Here is a 23,377-nt window from a genome sequence, read left to right as displayed (position 1 = left end):
TTACAAAATTAAATAATAATCTGTAAATTAACACTTTGGTAATTAAAAGCACAAATTTTAAATCTACAAAATTTTTGACTGCTCACTGCCAACTGAATACTGACGACTAACAAAATGGCAGAACACAACGAACTTGGTAAAGAAGGAGAAAAATTAGCGGTAGAATTTCTATTAAAAAACGATTATAAAATTCTCGAAAAAAACTATCGTTATTTAAAAGCAGAAGTAGATATTATTGCTCGAAAAGGAGATTTTTTAGTTTGTGTTGAAGTAAAAGCCAGAAGTTCCGATTATTTTGGAGATCCGCAAGATTTTATTACACCCAAAAAAATAAAATTATTAGTATCTGCAATCGATTATTATGTGGTTGATAAAGATTTAGATGTAGAAGTTCGGTTCGATATTATTGCAATTTTAATCAATAAAAAAGGAACAAAAATTGAGCATTTAGAAGATGCTTTTCTTTATTTTTAAAGCTTGTCTAAATATTCTTTTACATCTTTTAATTCTTCTGGTTTTGCAATAATTTTTTTATTAGCATCTAACACAAAATATGTTGGAGTAGCCATAATATTATAAGTTCTAGCTATTTTGTTTTCCCATTTATTTAAACCTAAAACATGGTGCCAATTTGGTAACGTAGTTTTCATGTTATTCCACCCAAAATCATTTCTTTCTAAAGAAAAAGCAACTACTTTAATATCTTTTTTGTCTTGTAAAAAAGTATACAATTGTGGTATTTCTTTTAAGCAATGAGAACAATCTGTACTCCAAAAAACTAATACATAGTTTTTTGCTTCATCTAATTTAGAAAGTGTTAGGTTTTTGCCATTTTCTATCCAAGAGAAATCTGGTGCAGTTCTACCAATTTCAGTGGCAAAAAGCGCCATTTTTTCATTGATAAAATTTTTATTTTGTAACCCTTCTGGAAGTTTTTTGTAATGACTCTCAAAAAGATAATCTAACAATTCCAAATTTTTAGAATTCTCAAATTGTGCAATTAAAAACTCAATTACATCTTTTTTAAATGGTAAATCTGTAATTTTATTTAAAACAGTTTGTATAGAGTTTTTATAAAGTTTTTGTTGTGTTTCTTTATTTTCTGAATAATTAATATAGAAAACATAATCTGTAATTCTATCTACCAAAAAAGAAGAGTTTAGTAACGTTTTATCAGAAAAATCCATATTATTAAAAAATGTATTAATCATGTTAGACATATACATTTTTGGTGTTGTTTGTAATTCTTTAGCATTAGCTCTTAAAGTAGCTTTAATAAAAGGGTTTACATATTTGTTTTCTGTAGCTTTTAAATATTCTTGTTGAATAGAATTTATTTTTTGTAATCCAGAAACATAAGCAGCTTTTAAGTCTACATCTGGGTTTTTTAAAGCTGTAATTTGAAGCGAATCTAATTTTTGTTGTGCCACAGAAATATCACTTAAATATTCTCTATAAATTATATTTTCTTCAGATTTAGAAAATACTACAGATTGCTCTGGATAATCTGGGTGAAAAGCAAAACTTACATCTTCTTTATTAAAGATAAAATCTACAAAACCAGCTTCTTCTGTTCTATATGTTACTCTATAAGAACCAACTTTTGTGTTTTCTGGAAATTCGAAACTAAAGTGCCCAACAGTTCTTTTAGTACCATCTACAGTAACAGAATCTATTTTAATTTTTGAGTTTTTTATAAACTTTTGTCTAGCTCCTTCAATTTTATATAGAATAATCCAATCGCTTTCTAAAGCGGGTGTCATGGTTCCTTTTAGGGTGTGTTGTGCTTGTACAAAAGAAGTTACTAGAAATATAAAAGCGAGTATTTTTTTCATCGTTTTAAAATTGATTTTTGTTCTTGTAAATCTATTTTCAAGAAGTGTACCAAAAGTACTATTTCTGTATCAAAATAGGTATATTGTAGCTCAAAAAAAAAATAGTATGTCGTTTTCTAATAAAGTTGTTTGGATAACTGGTGCTTCTTCTGGAATAGGAAAAGCGTTGGCAATTGAATTATCTAATCTAAATGCAATATTAATTTTATCATCTAGAAATGAAGATTCTTTAAAACAGGTAAAAGCAACATGTAAAAATACGAACGATGTAAAAATAATTACGTTAGATTTAGAACAATATGATAATTTTCAATCTAAAGTAGATGAAGCTATTTCTTGTTTTGGTAAAATAGATATTTTGGTAAATAATGGTGGAATTAGTCAACGATCTTTGGTGGAAAATACACAGATAGTTGTTGATAAGCGTATTATGAATATTAATTATCTAGGAACAGTTGCTTTAACAAAAGCTGTTTTACCACATTTTATTAAAAATAAAAGCGGACAATTTGTGGTAACTACAAGTATTGTTGGAAAAATAGGAACTCCTTTACGTTCTTCTTATGCAGCAAGTAAACATGCTTTACATGGTTTTTTTGATAGTTTACGCGCAGAACAACATCAAAATAATATTGCAATAACTTTGGTTTGTCCTGGGTTTATAAATACAAATGTTTCTAAAAACGCTTTAACTGGAGATGGAACTCCACAAGGAAAAATGGACGTTGCTACTGGAAATGGAATGTCTGCAGAACGTCTGGCAAAATTAATGGCAAAAGCTATTAAAAAGAAAAAAGAAGAAATATATATTGCAGGAGCAAAGGAAAAATTAGGAGTTTATGTAAAACGTTTTTTTCCTAAATTATTTTCTATTTTGGTTAGAAAAATGAGTGTAACCTAAATTACTCTATATATTTTAAAGCTTCAAAATAATTAATAATTGCTTCTTTCATTAATACAGTTTGTTCACCAGGCTTTAAATTTGGTAACTCTGTAAGTGTTTTATAATGTGGCCAACCATCATCATCAAAAAAATCAAATTCGTAATAACCATAAGGTTCTAATAACTTACAAATAGCAATGTGCATTAAGTTTACTTTTTCGTCTTTTTTAAAGGTGATATGACCTTGCCCTAATTCTTGAACCCCAATTAAATAAATAATTCCGTCCATATTTAATTCGTCTCCATCTGCAAATTGATTTGTTAGTTTGCTAACAAGCTCATCCCACTTTTCTTTTAGACTATTAATTTTTGGCATAACATTTGATTTTTAGGTGGTAAAGATACAATGAGCATTTTTAAATTTTAAAAAAAAGATGTAGGTTTGGAAAAATTATTTTTATGAATATTTTTGACATAATTATAGCAGCATTGTTGCTCTTTGGGTTTGTAAGAGGTCTCATGAAAGGCTTGTTTGTTGAGGTTGCTTCTTTGGTTGCTTTAATTGGTGGTGTTTATGGAGCTATACATTTTTCTTACTTTATTTCAGATTTTTTAAAAGATTCTGTTTCGTGGAAAGAAGAATACATATCTTTGACTGCTTTTGCAGCAACATTTGTTGTAATTATAGTAATTATTGCTCTTTTAGGAAAAATGCTTACCAAATTAGCAGACTTTGCTTCTTTAGGAATTATTAATAAGATTCTAGGTGGTGTTTTTGGAGCTTTAAAAATTGGATTGATTTTAAGTGTCATTTTTATATTTTTTGGAAAAATGAATGATACAATTCCTTTCATAAAAAAGGAAACATTAGATGAATCTATTCTATATGAGCCAGTTAAAAAGATAGCCCCTACAATATTTCCTTCAATCATTAAAGATGATAAACAGGAAAAAACCTTATTAGAAAATATATAAATATTGTGGGAATTTTGTAAATTGCTACTGTTAAACAAAAAAAATGAAAAAAAAATACTTATTACTTGCGCTATCGAGTTTGTTAATGCTAATGTCTTTCACTAAGAAAAACTGTGCTATTTTAAAGGATGGTACATTTACTTACAGAAGTGGAAAACAAGATGTTATTGTTATTTTTAAAGGCAACAAACATGTAGAATATCATAATGATAGAGAACATTTTATAAAATCTGACATAGAATGGATTAATGATTGTGAGTATAATTTAATTATACAAGAATCTACTTTACCAGATTTCCCTTTTAAAATGGGAACTAAAATGCACATAGTTGTAAATAGGGTAAGAGGTAAAAAAGTTTATTATACCTCTTCTTTAGGTGGAAGATCTTGGGATGGAAGGTTAACCAAAATTAAAAAAACAAAATTTTAATTTTTTAGAAAGACATAATAAAAAACCCAAGACATTTGTCTTGGGTTTTTTATTTTAAATAAAGTTTTTAATTATAATAACTCTACTTTTCCACTACTAATGTGGTAAACTCCACCAACTATTTTAATTTCACCTTTTTCTTCCATTTCCTTAAGAATAGGACTTTTTTCTCTAATTCTCTCTATTGTTAAGCTTACATTGTTTTCAATAGTTTTGTTAACAAAATCATTATTACTAGAATCAAACTTTCCTTTAACTTGTGTTTCAGATAACTTAACAGCTGGCTGAATATTATCTAATAAAGATGTAATATTACCAAGTTCTACATGATCGCAAGCTGCTTTAATTGCGCCACAACTTTCATGTCCTAAAACCAAAACTAATTTGCTTCCTGCAACCTTACAAGAATACTCCATGCTTCCTAAAATGTCTGTGTTTTCAAAATTACCAGCAACTCTAGCTACAAATACGTCACCAATTGTTTGATCAAAAATTAACTCTACAGGAACTCTAGAATCGATACAAGAAAGTACAATTGCTTTTGGATGTTGGCCATCTGTTGTTTGAGATATTAACGCTTTATGATCTATAGTATGTACTTCATCTCTTATAAAACGTGCATTACCTTCTATAAAATCTTGTAACACCTTCATTGGTGTTAATTGGTCTTGTACTTCTTTTGTTATTGCTTTATTTCTATGTGGCATTTTTTATTTTTTTAATTATTGTCTTTTACATTTAGTTTTATCCAATTTACGCATTCGGTAAATGATTTAAAAATATGTTCTTTTGGTATAAAATCTGGAATGATATCAATTCGCTCCATCATATATCTTGGTTGTTTTAATAAGTTTACAAAAACAACTTCAATATTTTTTTTCTTTAACTCTTGCAACATGTCTTCCATAGCATACAGACCAGATTGATCCATATACTGCATTCTTCCTAATCTTAAAATAACAATTTTTGCTGTTTCAGGAATTTGGAGCGAAAGCGCTTGAAAATCACTAGTAGAACCAAAAAACAATGGACCTTTTATATGTTTAATAAAAACTTCTTCCTTTAAATTTTGTGGAAAATTTGATTCGTCTGCCCAAGATTCTTCTTTTAAAGATTTTACATCAGACCTTTCTGCAGTTAAATCTCCAATTTTCTTCATAAACATTAAAGAAGCAATTACCAGTCCTATTCCAACTGCATATACTAAATTCCAGAAAGTAGATAAGAGTAAAACTACCATCATAATTAAAACTTCTGAACTTAATTTAATTGGTCCAATTTTAATGTCTTTTGGTAAATATGGTATTGCTTTTAAACCTTTATAATCCATTACTCCAATACCTACAGTTATTAAAATACCAGCTAAAACTGCTGCTGGAATTTTAGAGGCTACAGGTCCTAAACCTAACATTATAATTAATAACATAATACCGGCAATCATACCAGAAAGTTTGGTTTTTCCACCAGCGTTAATATTTACAACTGTTCTAATAGTTGCACCTGCACCAGGAATTCCTCCAAAAAGAGATGCTATACTATTTCCAATTCCTTGCCCTATAAGTTCTTTATTAGGCTTATGTTTTGTTTTGGTCATATTATCTGCAACTACACTTGTTAATAGTGAATCTATGGCTCCTAACAACGCTAAAGTTAAAGCTGTAAAAATATATGGAGTTATACTGCTGATTGAAAAAGCAGAGAAAATTTCCCATTTAATAGTTGGTATTCCACCAGGAATTTCCTGAATTGTTCTATAATCTAAACCAAAACCAACTGCAATACCAGACATTACAATTAATGCTACAAGTGTGCTAGGAACTTTAGTGGTAATCCGTTTAAAGCCGTAAATGATAATAATGGTTCCTAAAGCTAATAAAAGTTCTAACCAACTAATATTCTTTATGGCTCTAGGAAAAGCTTTTATAGCACCTAAAACACCAGAAGTTTCTTTTGCAGCTAATGTTTCTGATTCTTTTAAAATGTCTGCAGGTGTTATTTTATTAGCTCTATCTATGGTTTCTTTAAAATCTTCAAGCACTAAAATACCTTCTCCTGCTTCTTCTTTTAAAATGTTTTCTAGAATAACTTCTTCTGCTTGTGGTTTAAATGTATTTACAAATTCTGTATCTTCTTTAGGGTAATATCCTACAGAAGGTAATATTTGAGTTAAAAGAATGATTACTCCAATTGCAGTCATAAAACCAGAAACAACGGGATAAGGAATATATCTAATGTATTTTCCTAAACCAATAATTCCTAAAATGATTTGAAACAGTCCTGCTAATAAGAAAACAGTTAAAATTGCTGGTAAAGCTTTGGTAACATCACCATCATTTGCTGCAATAATACCAGCAATAACTACCATACTTACAGCTGTCATTGGTGCTGTTGGTCCAGAAATTTGAGTGTTTGTTCCTCCAAAAAGTGCTGCAAAGAAACTAATAAAAATGGCTCCGTATAAACCTGCGCTAGGTCCTAAACCAGAAGAAACTCCAAAAGCTAAAGCTAGTGGTAAAGCAACAATTCCGGCAGTAATTCCACCAAAAGCATCTCCTTTTATGTTTGAGAATAATTTTTTCATAAATTTTTATATAGTTTATTGAACTTTGCACAATTTAATACTAAAAATTAAAAAACCAACCCTTTTTAAGGATTGGTTTTAAAAATGAATTATATAGTATTTTAATTAGTAAAAAGTTACAGCACCATCACTTATATCATACATAGCACCAACAATTTTAATTTCTCCTTCATCTTCCATCTCTTTTAAAACGGCACTTTGTTTTCGTATATTATCTATAGTCATATAAACATTCTGTTCTGCAACGTTATTTACAAAATCTATATTGCTAGAATTTCTTAAGGTTGAATCTTCTGGTTTTTCAACCGCATTAACAGCAGGTTTTATTTTATTAATTAATGCAGTTAAGTTTCCTAATTTTGCATCATCACAAGCACCTTTTATAGCACCACATGCAGTGTGTCCTAAAACTACAATAACTTTTGTACCTGCTAATTTACAGGCAAACTCCATACTTCCCAAAATATCTTCATTCACAAAATTTCCGGCAATTCTAACACTAAAAATATCTCCTAATCCTTGGTCAAAAACCAATTCTGCAGATACTCTAGAGTCTATACAACTTAATATTGTTGCAAAAGGAAATTGCCCCTCACTAGTATCATTTACTTGTTCTAAAAGGTTTCTATTTGCTTTTAAATTATTTTGAAATCTTTGGTTTCCTTCTTTTAAAAAATCTAACGCTTTTTTAGGCGTCATTGTTGCTTGTGTTTCTTTTGTATGAGCTTTCATAAATATTGTTTTTAATTTGTTAAAATAAGCGTGCAATCTATATTATTGATTACATCTTTAATGTTTGGTTTTAAACTTTCTTTTTCTCGATCAACAAAAAGTAAGTTAACATTGCTTTTGGATAAATAATTGGAAATATTTTTAATTATATTATCTCCTTTATCAAAAATATATTCTTGAGTTTCTGTAAGAATTGTAGAATTGCTTTCTGTGATTAAATTAGTCTTATCATGAATTTTAAAAACCTTTGGTGGATTTGACGATAAAGAAATAAATTTTTCTGTAAATGCTTTATTTTTATCTGTTAAAGGTTCATTCAGCATTCCAAGTGATAAATGTTTAGAAATATCTACAGTATTATCATCAGATGCTATCACAATAATTCCATTAAATTTCTTTAAAACAAAATCTGTAATATTATCACCTAGAATTCCAAAAATCTTCGATTTTCTCTTTCCAATAACAATAACATCTGGGTTGTTTGTTGAAATATAATCACCAATTTCATTTTTAACATTACCAAATGTATGATTATGAGTTATGGTTACTCCAAATTCATCAGAAATTGGTTTTACAATCTTTTCAATAGCTTTATCTATTGCAAAATATTCTTTATTAATAGTTCTCATTGCAGATAACTGACTCTCTTTTTCTACAATTTCTGTTGGTTTTTTTACACAGAAAAAATCAACAGTTCCACCTATCATTTTAGCTAAACTAGCACTACTTTTTAAAGTGTTTTTGGTAGTTTTTGTTAAATCTGAAAGAACGAGTATTTTATATTTATTATTTTTCATAATTTTAAAGTTAAGTAGTTGCAGGTCTTAAATTGAAAAATTCAATATAACTCGGTGGATTTTCGATAATACCTCTTTCAGAAATTAATTTAATATCGATGTTTCTTTCTTTTGCTTTAAAAGCAAAATCTTCTAGAATTTCTATAATATCATTGTCTAGATATCTGGTTTTTCTAACATCTAGTTCTAAATATGTTTCTCTAGGTAGACTATCTAATTCCTTTAAAATAGCACCTTTATTAAAGAAGGTTACCTCTTCTGCAAGTGTCATTTTAATTTTATGTTTTCCGTTACTTTTATCTTCAATGTGTAAGAAGTGAGAGTTTTGGAAGCTTTTTATTAAAATAACAACAATACCTACTGCTAACCCTAAACCGATACCAATTAATAAATCTGCGAAAACAATTCCGAAAACCGTTACAAAGAAAGGTATCCATTGTTTCCATCCTAATTGAATCATTTCTTTAAATAAAGCTGGTTTTGCTAGTTTATAACCAACTATCAATAAAATTGCAGCCAATACAGATAGCGGAATTTTATTTAATAACGTAGGAATTAATATTACAGAAATCAATAATAGAAAACCATGTATAATTGCAGAAATTTTAGTTCTTCCTCCAGATTGAATATTTGCAGAACTTCTAACAATAACTTGTGTTATAGGTAAACCCCCAATTAAACCAGAAATAATGTTTCCAGTTCCTTGCGCTAATAATTCTCTATTTGTAGGTGTAACATTTTTATGAGGATCTAGCTTATCTGTTGCTTCCACACATAATAAAGTTTCTAAACTAGCAACCAAAGCAATAGTAAATGCTACAACCCAAATCTCTGGGTTTGTAATTGCTCCAAAATTTGGAAAACTAAATTGCCCTAGAAAAGAATCGAAACTATCTGGTACAGGAACGCTAACTAAATGTTCTGAATTTATACCATATTTAGAGTTTTCACCCATTACAAAATAGTAAACAATACCAGCAACAACAGCTACTAAAGGACCTTGTATTATTTGAAATATTTTTCCTTTCTTAGAAAGAACATTACTCCAAAGTAATAAAATTCCTAAACCTATGAAACCAATAATTGTTGAACCTATGGTAATATTATCTGCAATATTTAAAATTGCAGAGAAAGTGTTTTCCCCAGACGCTTCTATAAAACTATCTGCACCTTCAGCTTCAGCATCGTAACCAAAAAAGTGAGGAATTTGTTTTAAAATGATAATAATACCAATACCAGTTAACATTCCTTTAATTACAGATGATGGAAAATAATAACCAATAATACCCGCTTTTAAAAAGCCGAAAATTAATTGAATTACTCCTCCTAAAACTACAGCAACTAAAAAGTTTTCATAACCTCCTAATGTACCAATTGCTGTTAATACAATTGCAGCTAAACCAGCTGCAGGTCCACTAACACCTATTTTAGAACCACTTAAGCCACCTACTACTATTCCTCCTATAATTCCTGCGATTAAACCAGAAAATAAAGGAGCTCCACTTGCCAATGCAATACCTAAACACAAAGGTAGTGCTACGAAAAACACAACAATACTTGCTGGTATATCGTTTTTAATATATTTAAACATTATGTAAAATGATTTATACCCTAAATACAATATTTAGAGTTTTATAATTTGAAATTTGATTTATTTTGTCTTAATTTAAAATGAATTATGACAAAAATTTGGGTGGTGGTGTAGTTATTTTTGGATATTCTGAAGTGTAGTTTTTAGATTTAAAACGAATATCCTTTTTGTATTGAATACCAAATAATAATAAATTACTACAATTTTCTGTCGTTTGAATTTTTATTTCTAAATTTTTCGCAGATTTTTTTCCATGGTTTTCTTCCTCTTCGTTCATATCAAGAACAAAAGCAATGTTAAGGGTATTGTCAACCAAACTAATAACTGTTGGAGCAATTAGTAAAGTTGAGAAAATGATTGAAAAAAATAGGGCTATTCTAACTTTCAAAAAATAATTTATTTAATCTGTGCAAAAGTAATAAAGGTTTTTAAAATAACTGTTAAAGAAAAACTAAAAATCATTCAACAGTTTAATTTCATCAGCAATTATCCAACCTAATTTGCCGTCTGCTAATTTAATTTTTTTCCAATTATCTACAGCATCTAACACATATACTTTTGTACCTTCATGTAAAGTAAATACTTCTTCAGAGTTCAAAGTTGGTGCGTTTCTAACTTCAGTTTTTTCAACAAAAACAATGGCTTCAACTTTATTTATTGAAGAATTATATTGATGATAAGTAATAGAAATTGAGGCTATTAATATTATAAAACTAATAATACTTGTAACAAAATATAAACGTTTTTTTGTTGGAATTTCTGCAAAATAGAACAGTAAAAATAAGATGGCTGCTAAAAATGAAAAAATAACAACAACTATTGCCCACTGATTGTAAGATAGTTTTTGTATATAATTTGCATTAAATTTTTGAAGAACAGTTTTAGGTAATTCTTCAATATTATCTAAAGCCAAACGTTTTGCAAATACCAAATTGTTTTTTACATCTTCGTTTAAAGGATTAATCTTTAAAGCTTTTTCATAGTAATAAATAGAAGGCCCAACTTTATTTAATTTGTAATAAGAGTTACCTAGATTGTAATACAATTCTGATGAAACTAAATCTTTAGACTCTATTTGTTTATAAATTTCAATTGCTTTGGTAAACTCGCCATTTTTATATAAACTGTTTGCATTTGTAAACAAACTATCTACATTTTGTGCAGTTAAGAAACTGCTTGTCATCAAAAAAATAAAAAAGATTTTTTTCATTTTATAGCTGTTTATCTAGTTGAACAATTACTTCTTTTGCTCGCTCAAATTCTTCTTTCATTTGTGTTGCAGTAAAAGGAGTATAACGTGCAAAGTCAGAACTTTTTAATACTTCAATAAATTGATGAATAGTAGTGTTATCTACTTTTTTACTTTCTAAAATTTGAGTAATTTTTTCTTTACTAATATCTGCAGTTTCTACACCTAACTTTGCTTTTAAATAGTTGTGTAAAGCACGCTCTAAAGCTTCGTAAAAAGCTTCTTTTTTACCTAATTGTTTTTGAGCTTCAGATAAATATTTTTTTGCTAATCTTTCGGCTTTTCTAGTTCTGTTTCCAACAATATCATTACTTCTTTCTTCGTTCTTTTTGGCAATAAAAATTCCGATAGGAATTGTAATTAAAGGCAGTAATAACAACACATAAAATAGGTTCGATTTAAAAAAGTCTGAATTTTCTGTAGTAGTAAAACTACTTTTTGTTGCAATGTATCTAAAGTTTTTACCTGTAACAACTACATCTTGTTTTTTTATAGAGTTTGTATCTACCGTAACAAGTTCTTTTCCTTCTATAACATCTACATAAAAATCTTCTGAAGTAATTGTCTTGTATTTTTCTTCTTTTGGATTAAAATAAGAAAAAGAGACATTAGGTATTTTATACTTTCCTTTATATTGAGGTACAATTGTATATAAATCAGAAACGGAACCAGAAATTCCGTTAGAAGCAACTCTAACTTTTTCTTTTCTTTCTGGTTGATATTTTTCTAGTTCTACTGGAGTTGTAATTTCTGGCAACTCAAATAATTTTAAATTTCCTTTTCCAGATATTTCTACTTTAATTTGAGAAGATTCATTGGCTTTTAAAACCCCTTTACTTAAAGCTACATCAAAATTAAAATCTCCAACAGCTCCAATAAAGTTTGCTGGTTTTCCTTCTAAAGGAAGGTCTTTTGCTCTTATTATTTTTTTAGCTGAAGAAAATTCTTTTGTAACATTTCTAGTAATTACATTCCCAAAAAAATCTGCTCTACCTGTAGGAACACCAATTACAATATCCATTTTCATTGGATCTATTTCTAATTTTCCGGATTTTGTTGGTATTAATAACGCTTTTTGAAGTGTTATATATCTATAATCTTCTCCATTATATTTTCCTTTTCTAACAGGTAATTGTCCGTTAATTTTAATTTCTTGATTCCAGAATCCGTTATATTTTGGCGCTTCTGTAACTCCGTAATTATAGACACTTACGTTTTCGCTTACGTACAATCTATACTCTACATAAATTCCTTCGCCAACATAAGGTCTAGATTTAGATATTTCTGCTACTAAATGAATATTTTGTTGCGCAATATAATTAGGATCATTTGGGTCTTTAGGAATCTCTACAGCGTCTAAAACAATAATTTTTATAGGTTCTGACTTTATTGTTTTTCCACCAAATTCTACACTTGCTGCACCAATTGTTAGTTCTCCTTTTCTTGTTGGTTGAATGATGTAAGTGTAAGATTGAGAGAAGCTTACTTTTCCGTTAATCCAAGATTGACTAACAGATTGGCTTGGACCACCAACAATTTTAAAATTAGTAAAATTGGGTGGCGTAAAATTATCTCCACCTTGTTTATCAACAGAAAACTCTATTCGTAAACGTTGATTTAAACCTAATTTATTTTTACTAACTTTTGATGTTAAGGTTGCTTCTTGCGCAATCACAGAAAGTGACAGCAAACTAATAAATAATGATATGTAAAATTTCAACTTCATCTTCTTCTATGAGCTTTTAACTTACCAATCTTTTTCTTGTTTTACTTTTTTACCTTTAGCTTTTTTAGCATTCATTTTCTTTTGGGTTTTTTTCTCCTCATTGTTTAAGCTTTCTAACAACTGCTTAATTTGTTGAGGTGTCATTTTACCCTGTTGTGGCTTTGGTTTTTGTTTATCTTTTTTGTCGTCCTTTTTAGGATCTTTATTTTTGTCTTTGTCCTTATCTCCTTCACCATCTTTGTCCTTATTGTCTTTCTTATCTTTATCTTCTCCGTCCTTTTTATCTTTGTCTTTTCCTTTATCCTTGTCGTCTTTTTTGTCTTTATTATCCTTTTTGTCTTTGTTTTTATCGTCTTTGTTTTGCTGATTTTCTTTGTCTACCATTTTTTGGGCAACAGCTAAATTATAACGAGTTTCATCATCATTAGGATTGTTTCTTAAAGCATTTTTATAAGCATCTACAGCTGGTTGATATTGTTTAGACTCCATCATTGCATTTCCAATATTATGGTATGCTTCGGCCTTGGTAAACTTATCTGTTGCAGTTTTTGCGGTTAATTCGTATTGTGGAATTGCTTCTTTGTAATTTTTATTTTGATACAAAGCATTTCCTAAATTATAGGCAGCTTTGTCGTAATTAGAGTTACTTCCCAAAGCTTTTTGATATGCTACAGAAGCATCTGTAAATTGTTGTTTCTGGTACAACTCATTTCCTTGACGTAACATTTTTCTAGCTTCTCTTTGTAAAGCTATAGAATCTTTTTGAGCTAAAATTTCTTTGGAAGAAAATAGCATCAAAAAGATAATCAGTAAATATTGAATTTTTTTCATGTTATTTTTTCGTTTTTTCTTCGTTGAATAAATCAACTTTTCTTAACCATTTTGTTTTCTTATCGAATAAGAAAATATCTATAATTAAGAATAGCAAACCTAATGCCAAAAACCATTGAAACTGGTCTTTATAATCTGAAAACTGTTTGGTTTCAAATTCATTTTTTTCTGCATTAGCAATAATTTCTGTAATGGTTTTTACAGGATTATCTGTAATATTTCCATCTATATATTTTCCGTCGGCAATATCAGCAATTCCTTGCAAAACTTCGGAATTTCGTTTGGTAATTACGGTTTCTCCTTTATTGTCTTTTTTATAGCCAATCATAGAGTTATTTAAACGAACAGGAATTGGGCCACCGTTTTCTGTACCAACACCAACTGTATAAATTTTTACACCATCATTTGCTAAATTTTGTGCAACTTGTTTTGTTTCTTCTTGATGATCTTCTCCATCAGAAATAATAATTAAGAAACGATTTGTTTGTTCATCATTATTATAATAGGTTTTTGCCAATTCTAAAGCTTCACTTATTGCTGTTCCTTGGCTAGAAACCATATCCGGATTCGCATTTTGCAAAAACATATTTGCTGCTCCGTGATCTGTTGTAATTGGTAAAAGTGGATACGAATTACCTGCATATACAATAATACCAACTCTATCTGAACCTAATTTATCAATAATTTTAGAGATAATTTGTTTCGATTTTTCTAAACGATTTGGCGCAATATCTTCTGCCAACATACTTTTAGAAACATCTAAAGCAAAAACAACATCTACACCTTCTCTTTTTACTGTTTTTAATTTGGTTCCCATTTTCGGGTTTACCAAAGAAATTACTAAAAAGGCAATACCAATTGATAACATAATCAATTTTAGTACCGATTTAAAAGTGGATGAATTCGGCGCTAATTTCTGAAGTAAATTCGCATCAGAAAATTTACGTTGCGTTCTTTTTTTCCACCATAAAACCAATAGAAAAACAACAACTATTGCAGGAATAATTGCGAGTAGATAAAAATAAATTGGCTCTTCTATTTTATACATTTTAAATAAAACTCTTAAATAATGTGTTTCTTAAAATGAATTCTAATATTAATAATCCCAATCCGAAAAAGACAAAAATTCTATATTCTTCTTGGTAATTGTAATATTTGAATTCTTCTATTTTTGTTTTTTCTAGCGTATCAATTTCATCATAAATTTCTTTTAATGATGTATTGTCTGTTGCTCTAAAATATTTTCCTTCTGTTTCTGATGCAATATCTTTTAATAAAGCTTCGTCAATTTCTACTTGTTGTTTTCTAAAGTTTAATTTTCCTGTTCTTGGGTCTTTACTCCATGGAAAATCTGCCATTCCGTTGGTTCCAATTCCTATGGTGTAGGTTTTAATTTTCAGTTCTTTCGCTAATTCAGTAGCTGTTCTTGGGTCTATGTTTCCAGAGTTATTTACACCATCTGTTAGCAAAATAATAACTTTACTTTTTGCTGTGCTTTCTTTTAAACGATTTACAGCAGAACCTAAACCCATCCCTATAGCTGTTCCACCTTCTAATTGTCCCCATTTTAATTCAGAAATGGTTCTTTTAATAATGCTTTTATCACTTGTAATTGGAGTTTGTGTAAAGCTTTCTCCTGCATAAACTACAATCCCAATTCTATCATTTGGTCTTCTGTCTACAAAATCTATTGCTACTTTTTTTAATGCTTCTAAACGATTTGGTTTTAAATCTCTAGCAAGCATACTTGCAGAAACATCAATTGCCATAACAATATCAATTCCTCTATTCGTTTTCGTTTTTTTACTTACAGAAACATTTCTTGGTCTTGCCAAAGCCACAATTATTGCTGCTAAAGCAAGTAAACGTAATAGATATAGAAGCGGTTTTAATTTCGATAAAATTGATGCTTCAACTTTAAAACCTTTTACACTTGGCATTGTTAAAACTGCGGCGTCTTTTTTGCGCATAAAGAAATGCCAAACTGCAAAAAGTGGAATTAAAACTAATAGCCACAGAAACTCCGGATTTAGAAACTCAAAATTATTCCAATTCATCATCTTTTTCTACAATTGGTTTAGGTTTTAAATTACTCACAATATCTTGAGCGTCTTTTCTATCTTCTTCTATTTCTAGAGCTAATGGTTTCGATTTTGCAAACTTTACCAAATCTGCTTCTCTCAACAAGCTTTTTAATTTGTCTATTGTTTCTTGTGATGTTTGAATGGTATCCGCATGTTTAAAATCTTTAATCATGTCTAAAATTTCATCCGTTGTATTTTCTAGCGCTGGTACTTTTAGCTCACGTTCTATATAACCACGCACTATTTCTGTTAATTCAGAATAATATTCTTTTATTTTATTGTTTTGCCACAATAGTTTTTCGTCTAATTCATTCAACCTATAAATTGCCTCTTCATAAGGTGGCAAAGTTCTGTAAGTTGGTTCTTCTTGTTCTTCTTTTCTTTTTCTGATAACAAACCAGTAAATCCAAAATCCAATAATAGCTAATGCAGTAAGAAGAATGTATATGTAAATTTTAAAATCATCAAAAGTGTAAGGTTCTTTTTTAATAGATTTTATAGGAAATTTCTTCACTTTAGTAGTATCAACAGCAATAGTAGCCACATTTACCAATAAAGAATCTGTTAAGTAAGCTTGGTTTTTTACAAAAATTTGTTGTTGTGGAATATAAAAAGAACCGCTATCGAAACCCGTTAAAATATATTTTCTAATTAAAGAATTCTTTAAGGTATCTGTATTTGTTGAATCTACAATTTCTAACCCTTTTAAAACTAATTTTGGAAGGATTACATTTTGAGTTTCATCAACAGAAATTTTTAAGTTGAATTGCTCACCAATTCTAATATTTGTGGTGTCTATTTCTGCTTTAACCATTGGTTTTTGTGCAAAACCGATAGCAGAAATTAATAGAAAAATATGTAATATGTATTTTTTCATTTTTACTTATCTCCCTTTATGTTTAAAATAACCTAGTAATTTTTTCACGTAACTTTCATCAACTCTTGTGTTGATAGTTCCTGCGCCACTTCTTTTAAACATGTTTGTATAATAATCTTGTAAACGTAATGCATTTGCTTTGTAACTTGTTCTTACAGATTTAGATGCTGTATTTACCAATTGAACATTTCCAGTTTCTGAATCTAACATGGGTACCATTCCTAAATTAGGGATTTCCTCATCATGTTTGTCATAGATTCTTATACCTGTTAAATCGTGTTTTTTTGCCGCAATTTTTAATGTTTTTTCATAATCATCATCCATAAAGTCAGACAACATAAAAACAATTGCTCTTTTCTTCATTACGCTTGATAAAAACTTTAAAGCAGCAGCAATATCTGTTTTTTTACTTTTCGGTTTAAATTCTATTAATTCTCTAATGATTCTTAAAACGTGACTTTTTCCTTTTTTCGGAGGAATAAAGAGTTCTATATCATCAGAAAATAAAATTAAACCAACTTTATCATTATTTTGAGTTGCAGAAAATGCCAATGTTGCTGCAATTTCTGTAACGGTATCTTTTTTAAATTGTGTGGATGTTCCAAAGTTTTCAGAACCAGAAACATCTACTAACAACATCATTGTTAATTCTCGTTCTTCTTCAAAAACTTTAATATAAGGTTCGTTGTAACGCGCTGTAACATTCCAGTCTATGGCTCTAACATCATCACCAAATTGGTATTGTCTTACTTCAGAAAAAGTCATACCACGTCCTTTGAATGATGAATGGTATTCACCTCCAAAAATATGATCAGACAAACGACGTGTCTTAATCTCTATTTTACGAACTTTTTTAAGTATTTCTTTAGTATCCATGAGCCCATCCTAAATCCTTCCCAAAGGGAAGGACTTTTACCAATTGATTATTAAATTACTTTTGTTTTTTGCCAAAGTTTATTCAACTTTTTTATAGTTTTTTCCACTTTATAGAGTTCGATTCCCTCCACAATTTCCCCCTTTGGGGGATAAAAGGGGACCTTTATGGTACTTCAACTTCATTAATAATAGAATTAATAATGTCTACAGAAGTTACGTTTTCTGCTTCTGCCTCGTATGTAATTCCTATTCTGTGACGTAAAACATCGCCAACAACAGCTCTAACATCTTCTGGAATTACATAACCTCTTCGTTTTATAAAAGCATAACATTTTGCAGCTTTAGCTAAATTGATACTTCCACGAGGTGAAGCTCCAAAACTGATTAAATCTTTTAATTGTGGTAAGTTGTATTTTTCTGGATAACGAGTTGCAAAAATAATATCTAGAATATATTTTTCGATTTTCTCGTCCATATAAACTTCGTTTACAACTTCTCTTGCTTTTATAATTTGGTCTGTAGAAATAACTGGATTTACTGTGGAATAATCTCCAGTTAAGTTCTGACGCATAATAATTTGCTCGTCTTGTAATCTAGGGTAGTCAATTACTACCTTCAACATAAATCTATCTACTTGTGCTTCTGGTAATGGGTAAGTTCCTTCTTGTTCTACAGGGTTTTGAGTTGCCATTACTAAAAATGGTTCATCTAATTTAAAAGTAGTATCCCCAATAGTAACTTGTCGTTCTTGCATTGCTTCTAATAAAGCAGATTGTACTTTTGCAGGCGCTCTGTTTATCTCATCTGCTAACACAAAATTCGCAAAAATAGGTCCTTTTTTAATTTCGAAACTATTCTGTTTCATGTTGTAAATCATGGTACCAACAACATCTGCAGGTAATAAATCTGGTGTAAATTGCACTCTACTAAAGCTACCTTGTACAGCTTTAGATAACGTATTAATTGCCAAAGTTTTTGCCAAACCTGGTACTCCTTCTAAAAGAATATGTCCATTACCAAGCAAACCAATTAACAAACTTTCTATCATTTGTTTTTGCCCAACAATTACTTTATTCATTTCTAAAGTAAGAATATCTATAAAGGCACTTTCTCTTTCGATTTTCTCGTTAATAGCTCTTACATCTACATCCATTTGTATATTGAATTATGTGTTAAAATTTTAGAAAAACAAAGCTACAATTTTAACATACTTATATTTGTTAAAAGTTGGTTAAAGATACTATGTTATTTTTTTCTATTTTTATAAAAAATTTTACCTCTTAAAATAGTACATGGAAAAATTAACGGATAAATTTATTTGGAAATCTTTAAAAGAAGGAGATTTAAATGCGTTTTCTGTACTTTTTGAAAGTTATTACCCGAAATTACATGGTTATGGATTAAAAATATCTAAAGATGAAGCCCTTACAGAAGATACTTTACAGGACTTTTTCTTATATATTTATGAACATAGAGAAAATTTAAGTGATTTAGACACGATTGCTCCCTATCTTTTTACATCTTATAAACGTTTCTTGTTAAAGGAGATGAAAAAAAATGAAAAAGTAAAATACACAGATTTTTCTGAAGAAACAATTACAGACATTAAGTTTACACCAGAAGAATTAATAACAAATCAAGAAACCGAAGAATTTAAAAATAAAAACTTGTCTAAAGTCTTAAACAAGTTGCCAAACAGACAGAAGGAAGCCATTTATTTAAAATATTACAGTGGCTTAAAAGCTAAAGAAATATCCGAAGTAATGAATATTAATTACCAAAGTGTAGTGAATACACTTCACAAAGCCATTAAAAATTTAAAAGAAGAAATTTCTATTATAAAATTATTTAATTAAGCTTTAACATAAAATTTAGAGTATAAAAAAAAGAAAAAAGGCTTATACAAATAAGCGTAAGATTTATTGCAATGATTAAGAGAGAGTATACGAACATAAATGATTTTTTAGAAGACGATTCTTTTAAAAACTGGGTACACCAAGAAAACGGTACAGATATTAGTTTTTGGGAATTTTGGATTGAAAATAATCCTGAAAAATTAGCATTAGTAAATAAAGCGAAGGATCTTGTTTTAGGAGTTTCTTTTCAAAAAAACTTTGTTAGTGAAGAAAAAGTTGCTTTAGAATGGAGTAAATTGGCATCTAAAATTAAAGATAGAAAGGCAAAACCAAAAAGAAAAGTAAGGTTTTTAAAACAATTTGGTGCAGCTGCTTCTATTTTATTGTTAGTATCAGTTGGGTTTTATTTTATCAATAAAAACACAAAAATTACTCATAAAACCAATTATGGTGAAATTCTTAATATTAAATTACAAGACGGAAGTGATGTTACACTAAACTCAAACTCTAGTTTGTCTTACTACAAAAATGAAAGTAGAAAAGTATGGCTTTCTGGCGAAGCATTTTTTCAGGTTGATAAAAAGAAAGCTACAAACGCAAAATTTTGGGTTTTAACAAACGATTTAGAAGTTGAAGTTTATGGGACTTCTTTTAACGTAAATACAAAAAAGCAAAAAACAGATGTATTTTTAGAAGAAGGAAATATTTGGCTAAAACTAAAAAATGGGAGCGATAAAAAAATGATTCCTGGAAATTATATTTCTTATTCTGCCGATAAAAATAAAATTCTAGAAGAAAAAAACATCTTCAACCCTACTATAAAAACATCTTGGAAAGATGGTTCTTTACTTTTTGATAACCTATCTTTGGAAAAAGCAATGGAAAAAATAGAAGAATCTTATGGATACTCTATTGTTTTTAAAGATGAAGTAAGCAAAAATACTTTAATTACAGGAGCAGTTCCTATTACTAATATTGATATTTGCTTAAAAGCGATTGAAAAATCTGTTGATGTCATTATTACTAAAAAGGATAATAGTTTAGTTATCAGTAAAAAGTAGGTATAACTTTAAATTTGTAAATGTTTCAAAAATTAGTATTCATAAAACTTATAGTACTTGTTCTTGTCATTTTTACACCTAAACAAATAGCCGCTCAAGAGCACAAAATAAATACAATACCTTTAGCAACCTTATTAGACAAAATTAGTGCAGAACATAAAATATTCTTTACGTATAGTGCTAATTTACTTTCCAATAAATTTATACAGGATAAAGGTTTCGTAAATTTATCTTTAAAAAAAACGATTTCTTTATTAGAAAAATTAACACCTTTTTTATATGACGATTTAGGAAATAATTACTACGTAATTTATCCTAAGAAAGAATCAAAAAAGAAAACAATTCAATCAAATAAAAAAGCAATTTCTTCTACTTTTATTGATGTTGATTCTACTTCTAAAGAAACTAAAATTTTTGTAAAAGGAATTGTTTTAAGTTCAGATAACGAACCTCTTAATGGTGCAACTTTACAGGAGAAAGGTTCGTCAACAGGAATCACCACAAATACAGATGGAACTTTTCAATTTGAAATTAAAAAAGAGAATTTAGTTACTATTAGTTTTTTAGGATGTAATTCTAAAACGATACAACTTTTTCCAAATAAGTTTAATACAATTACTTTATTATCTGGTCAAGAATTAGATGAGGTAAAGGTTGTTGGCTCTAGAAATAAAAATAGAGTAGCTAATGATACACCAGTAGCTATAGATTTTATAGATATAGAAAAATCAGCAACACAAAGTAGTCAAATTGAAGTAAATCAGTTTTTACAGTATGTAATTCCTTCATTTAACTCAACAAAACAATCTGGTGCAGATGGCGCAGATCATATAGATCCTGCAACAATAAGAGGTTTAGGACCAGACCAAACATTGGTTTTAATTAACGGAAAAAGAAGACACCAAGCATCATTAATAAATTTATACGGAACAAGAGGAAGGGGAAATTCTGGTACAGATTTAAATGCAATTCCTATTTCTGCCATTAAAAGAATAGAATTATTAAGAGATGGCGCTTCTGCACAATATGGTTCAGATGCAATTGCTGGAGTCTTAAATATTGTATTAAAAGATACGGATGACGAATTAAATGTAAGTTCTACTTTTGGTTTTAATAATGCAGATAGTGAAAGTGTTTTTCCAAATAAAATAGATGGTTTTACTTACAAATTAGGATTAAATTATGGAGTTAAAATAAACAAAGGAGGTTTTATAAATTTTTCTATTGAAGCTTTATCATCTGACAATACTTTAAGAAACGGAACTAGCGCTAGAGAAAAATATGGGCAAGCTGCCATGAAAAATGTGAGTCTATTTTTTAATTCTGAAGTTCCTGTAAATAGAAAAATAAAACTGTATGCAAATGGAGGTTTTAATTATAAAAATCCAGAGTCTTTTGCGTTTACTAGAACACCAAATAGCGAAAGAAATGTCCTTGAGATTTACCCTAATGGATTTAACCCATTAATTACTTCAAATATTATAGATAACTCTCTATCTATTGGTATGATTACAGAATTTAAAGAATGGAATGTAGATATTAACAATACATTTGGTAGAAATAATTTTCATTATTTTATTAAAAATACTTTAAATGCTACACTAGAAGAAAATTCACCTACAGAGTTTGATGCTGGTGGACATCAATTAATACAAAACACAACAAGTATCGATTTTTCTAAATATTTTATAAAGGAAACGTATGGCTTTAATATGGCTTTAGGTTTAGAATATAGATTAGATAAATACAAAATATTTTCTGGTGAAGAAGCTTCTTATGCTTCTTATGATATTAATGGAGATTTGGCAGATTCGAAAACACCAAATTCAGATTATAAAGTGCATAATGGAGAAATTAGACCTGGAGGCTCACAAGGTTTTCCTGGATATTCTCCCATTAACGAAGTAGACAGAAATAGATCTAATTTTGGAGTTTATTTAGATACAGAAATAGATTTTTCAAAAAAAATAATGTTAGGTGCTGCAATGCGTTTTGAGTATTATAGCGATTTTGGAAGCACATTAAATTACAAGCTAGCATCTAGATATAAACTTACAAAAAAAATCAATTTAAGAAGTTCTTACAGTACTGGTTTTAGAGCGCCGTCATTGGCACAAGGTTATTATAATTTAACGTTTACAAACTTTATAGGAAGTGCGCCTTCAGAGTCTTTTTTGGTTGCAAATAATAGTCCAATTGCTAGAAGATTTAATATTGATAAATTAAAAGAAGAAAAAGCTAGAAACTTTAGTGTAGGATTAACAGCAAAATTGAGCTCAACATTTAATGCAACAATAGATTCGTATTATGTTTCTATTAAAGATAGAATTATTTTAAGCGGAAATTTTGATGCTTCAAGTTTAGGCTCTGGAATAGATAATGTACAGTTTTTTGCAAATGGTGTAAATACCAAAACCACAGGTGTAGATTTGGTTTTAAATTGGAGAAAAAAGTTTAATAATGGTGAGTTGTCATTTGATTTTTCTGGAAACATCAATCATATGAAAATAACAGATATTAATAATAAATTGTTAGATAAAGAAGCTTTTTTCGGAGAGAGAGAACAACAGTTTTTATTAGCATCTGCACCAAAAAGTAAATTTAATTTGGGTATTAATTATGAATATAAAAAACTAAAAACGTCCATAAATTTTACTAGATTTAGTGAAATTAAATTAATTGATTGGCAAATTGGTCAAGACATAACTAATTTCAATAATTCTGAAGCAGAAAGATTATCTGCTGCAACAGATATTTATCAACCAAAAATAACTACAGACTTACATTTAAGCTATCAATTCAATAAAATTATTAATTTACAAATAGGTGCCAATAACTTGTTTAACATCTATCCAACAAAACAAAATAGTTTTACTGATAGTGGTGGTTTGTGGGATGCTACACAAATGGGAACAAATGGCTCATTTTACTACACTAAATTGAATTTTAGACTTTAATTATTAGTGATTTATTTTCTTTTTACTGTTTTTCTT

At 28.8% G+C, this 23,377-nt stretch carries 23 protein-coding genes; 7 read left to right on the top strand and 16 right to left on the bottom strand.

The window, feature by feature from the left end; genetic code table 11:
• Positions 1-114: 114 nt before the first annotated feature.
• Positions 115-474, top strand: a complete 360-nt coding sequence (locus H9W90_RS12225; protein WP_187481872.1) for a YraN family protein — start codon at positions 115-117, stop codon at positions 472-474.
• Here the strand turns inward: H9W90_RS12225 and H9W90_RS12220 are convergent.
• A complete protein-coding gene (locus tag H9W90_RS12220; protein ID WP_187481871.1) occupies positions 471-1,835 on the bottom strand; it encodes a TlpA family protein disulfide reductase in 1,365 nt (454 codons plus the stop codon). The genes H9W90_RS12225 and H9W90_RS12220 overlap by 4 nt on opposite strands.
• A gap of 106 nt (positions 1,836-1,941) precedes the next feature.
• Between H9W90_RS12220 and H9W90_RS12215 the strand changes: the two genes are divergently transcribed.
• Positions 1,942-2,736: an SDR family oxidoreductase gene (locus H9W90_RS12215; RefSeq protein WP_187481870.1), complete on the top strand. Its 795-nt coding sequence runs from the start codon at positions 1,942-1,944 to the stop codon at positions 2,734-2,736.
• A gap of 1 nt (position 2,737) precedes the next feature.
• Here the strand turns inward: H9W90_RS12215 and H9W90_RS12210 are convergent, their stop codons facing one another.
• Positions 2,738-3,094, bottom strand: coding sequence for a hypothetical protein (locus tag H9W90_RS12210; RefSeq protein ID WP_187481869.1), 357 nt, complete (start codon positions 3,092-3,094; stop codon positions 2,738-2,740).
• A gap of 83 nt (positions 3,095-3,177) precedes the next feature.
• Here H9W90_RS12210 and H9W90_RS12205 point away from each other — a divergent pair, with 83 nt between their 5' ends.
• Both H9W90_RS12205 and H9W90_RS12200 read left to right on the top strand, forming a co-directional pair.
• Positions 3,178-3,693, top strand: a complete 516-nt coding sequence (locus H9W90_RS12205) for a CvpA family protein (protein WP_187481868.1) — start codon at positions 3,178-3,180, stop codon at positions 3,691-3,693.
• A 43-nt stretch (positions 3,694-3,736) separates the two neighbouring features.
• On the top strand, positions 3,737-4,123 hold the full coding sequence (locus H9W90_RS12200; protein ID WP_187481867.1) for a hypothetical protein: 387 nt from the start codon (positions 3,737-3,739) through the stop codon (positions 4,121-4,123).
• Positions 4,124-4,194: 71 nt separating this feature from the next.
• On the opposite strand, the gene H9W90_RS12195 is transcribed toward H9W90_RS12200, so the two are convergent.
• The 14 genes from H9W90_RS12195 to H9W90_RS12130 all read right to left on the bottom strand — a co-directional run bounded on the left by H9W90_RS12195 (position 4,195) and on the right by H9W90_RS12130 (position 18,620).
• Positions 4,195-4,830: a carbonic anhydrase family protein gene (locus tag H9W90_RS12195; protein WP_187481866.1), complete on the bottom strand. Its 636-nt coding sequence runs from the start codon at positions 4,828-4,830 to the stop codon at positions 4,195-4,197.
• Between the two features lie 11 nt (positions 4,831-4,841).
• On the bottom strand, positions 4,842-6,704 hold the full coding sequence (locus H9W90_RS12190; protein WP_187481865.1) for a SulP family inorganic anion transporter: 1,863 nt from the start codon (positions 6,702-6,704) through the stop codon (positions 4,842-4,844).
• A 105-nt stretch (positions 6,705-6,809) separates the two neighbouring features.
• Positions 6,810-7,436: a carbonic anhydrase family protein gene (locus H9W90_RS12185; protein WP_187481864.1), complete on the bottom strand. Its 627-nt coding sequence runs from the start codon at positions 7,434-7,436 to the stop codon at positions 6,810-6,812.
• An 11-nt stretch (positions 7,437-7,447) separates the two neighbouring features.
• Entirely contained in the window at positions 7,448-8,233 is a 786-nt protein-coding gene (locus H9W90_RS12180) for a universal stress protein (RefSeq protein WP_187481863.1), read from the bottom strand.
• Between the two features lie 10 nt (positions 8,234-8,243).
• A complete protein-coding gene (locus tag H9W90_RS12175) occupies positions 8,244-9,824 on the bottom strand; it encodes a SulP family inorganic anion transporter (RefSeq protein WP_187481862.1) in 1,581 nt (526 codons plus the stop codon).
• Positions 9,825-9,909: 85 nt separating this feature from the next.
• Complete coding sequence (locus H9W90_RS12170; RefSeq protein ID WP_187481861.1) at positions 9,910-10,212, bottom strand: hypothetical protein; 303 nt, start codon at positions 10,210-10,212, stop codon at positions 9,910-9,912.
• Between the two features lie 63 nt (positions 10,213-10,275).
• Complete coding sequence (locus H9W90_RS12165; protein ID WP_187481860.1) at positions 10,276-11,034, bottom strand: tetratricopeptide repeat protein; 759 nt, start codon at positions 11,032-11,034, stop codon at positions 10,276-10,278.
• Between the two features lies 1 nt (position 11,035).
• On the bottom strand, positions 11,036-12,799 hold the full coding sequence (locus H9W90_RS12160) for a BatD family protein (protein ID WP_187481859.1): 1,764 nt from the start codon (positions 12,797-12,799) through the stop codon (positions 11,036-11,038).
• Between the two features lie 21 nt (positions 12,800-12,820).
• Positions 12,821-13,630, bottom strand: a complete 810-nt coding sequence (locus tag H9W90_RS12155) for a tetratricopeptide repeat protein (protein ID WP_187481858.1) — start codon at positions 13,628-13,630, stop codon at positions 12,821-12,823.
• A gap of 1 nt (position 13,631) precedes the next feature.
• Entirely contained in the window at positions 13,632-14,678 is a 1,047-nt protein-coding gene (locus H9W90_RS12150) for a VWA domain-containing protein (RefSeq protein ID WP_187481857.1), read from the bottom strand.
• A gap of 1 nt (position 14,679) precedes the next feature.
• A complete protein-coding gene (locus tag H9W90_RS12145) occupies positions 14,680-15,687 on the bottom strand; it encodes a vWA domain-containing protein (RefSeq protein ID WP_187483984.1) in 1,008 nt (335 codons plus the stop codon).
• Entirely contained in the window at positions 15,674-16,591 is a 918-nt protein-coding gene (locus H9W90_RS12140; RefSeq protein WP_187481856.1) for a BatD family protein, read from the bottom strand. Before H9W90_RS12140 ends, H9W90_RS12145 begins: the two co-directional genes overlap by 14 nt.
• A gap of 6 nt (positions 16,592-16,597) precedes the next feature.
• Positions 16,598-17,467, bottom strand: a complete 870-nt coding sequence (locus tag H9W90_RS12135; RefSeq protein WP_187481855.1) for a DUF58 domain-containing protein — start codon at positions 17,465-17,467, stop codon at positions 16,598-16,600.
• Positions 17,468-17,630: 163 nt separating this feature from the next.
• On the bottom strand, positions 17,631-18,620 hold the full coding sequence (locus H9W90_RS12130; RefSeq protein ID WP_187481854.1) for an AAA family ATPase: 990 nt from the start codon (positions 18,618-18,620) through the stop codon (positions 17,631-17,633).
• A gap of 139 nt (positions 18,621-18,759) precedes the next feature.
• Between H9W90_RS12130 and H9W90_RS12125 the strand changes: the two genes are divergently transcribed.
• The 3 genes from H9W90_RS12125 to H9W90_RS12115 all read left to right on the top strand — a co-directional run bounded on the left by H9W90_RS12125 (position 18,760) and on the right by H9W90_RS12115 (position 23,341).
• On the top strand, positions 18,760-19,323 hold the full coding sequence (locus H9W90_RS12125) for an RNA polymerase sigma factor (protein WP_187481853.1): 564 nt from the start codon (positions 18,760-18,762) through the stop codon (positions 19,321-19,323).
• A gap of 71 nt (positions 19,324-19,394) precedes the next feature.
• Entirely contained in the window at positions 19,395-20,384 is a 990-nt protein-coding gene (locus tag H9W90_RS12120) for a FecR family protein (RefSeq protein WP_187481852.1), read from the top strand.
• A 20-nt stretch (positions 20,385-20,404) separates the two neighbouring features.
• Positions 20,405-23,341 carry a TonB-dependent receptor gene (locus H9W90_RS12115; RefSeq protein ID WP_187481851.1) on the top strand — a complete coding sequence of 979 codons (2,937 nt, stop codon included), beginning with the start codon at positions 20,405-20,407 and terminating at the stop codon, positions 23,339-23,341.
• The last annotated feature ends 36 nt before the right edge of the window (positions 23,342-23,377 follow it).

Origin of the sequence: Polaribacter pectinis (assembly GCF_014352875.1) — a bacterium.
Taxonomy (GTDB): Bacteria; Bacteroidota; Bacteroidia; order Flavobacteriales; family Flavobacteriaceae; genus Polaribacter; species Polaribacter pectinis.
This window is presented reverse-complemented; position numbering and strand designations above follow the sequence as displayed.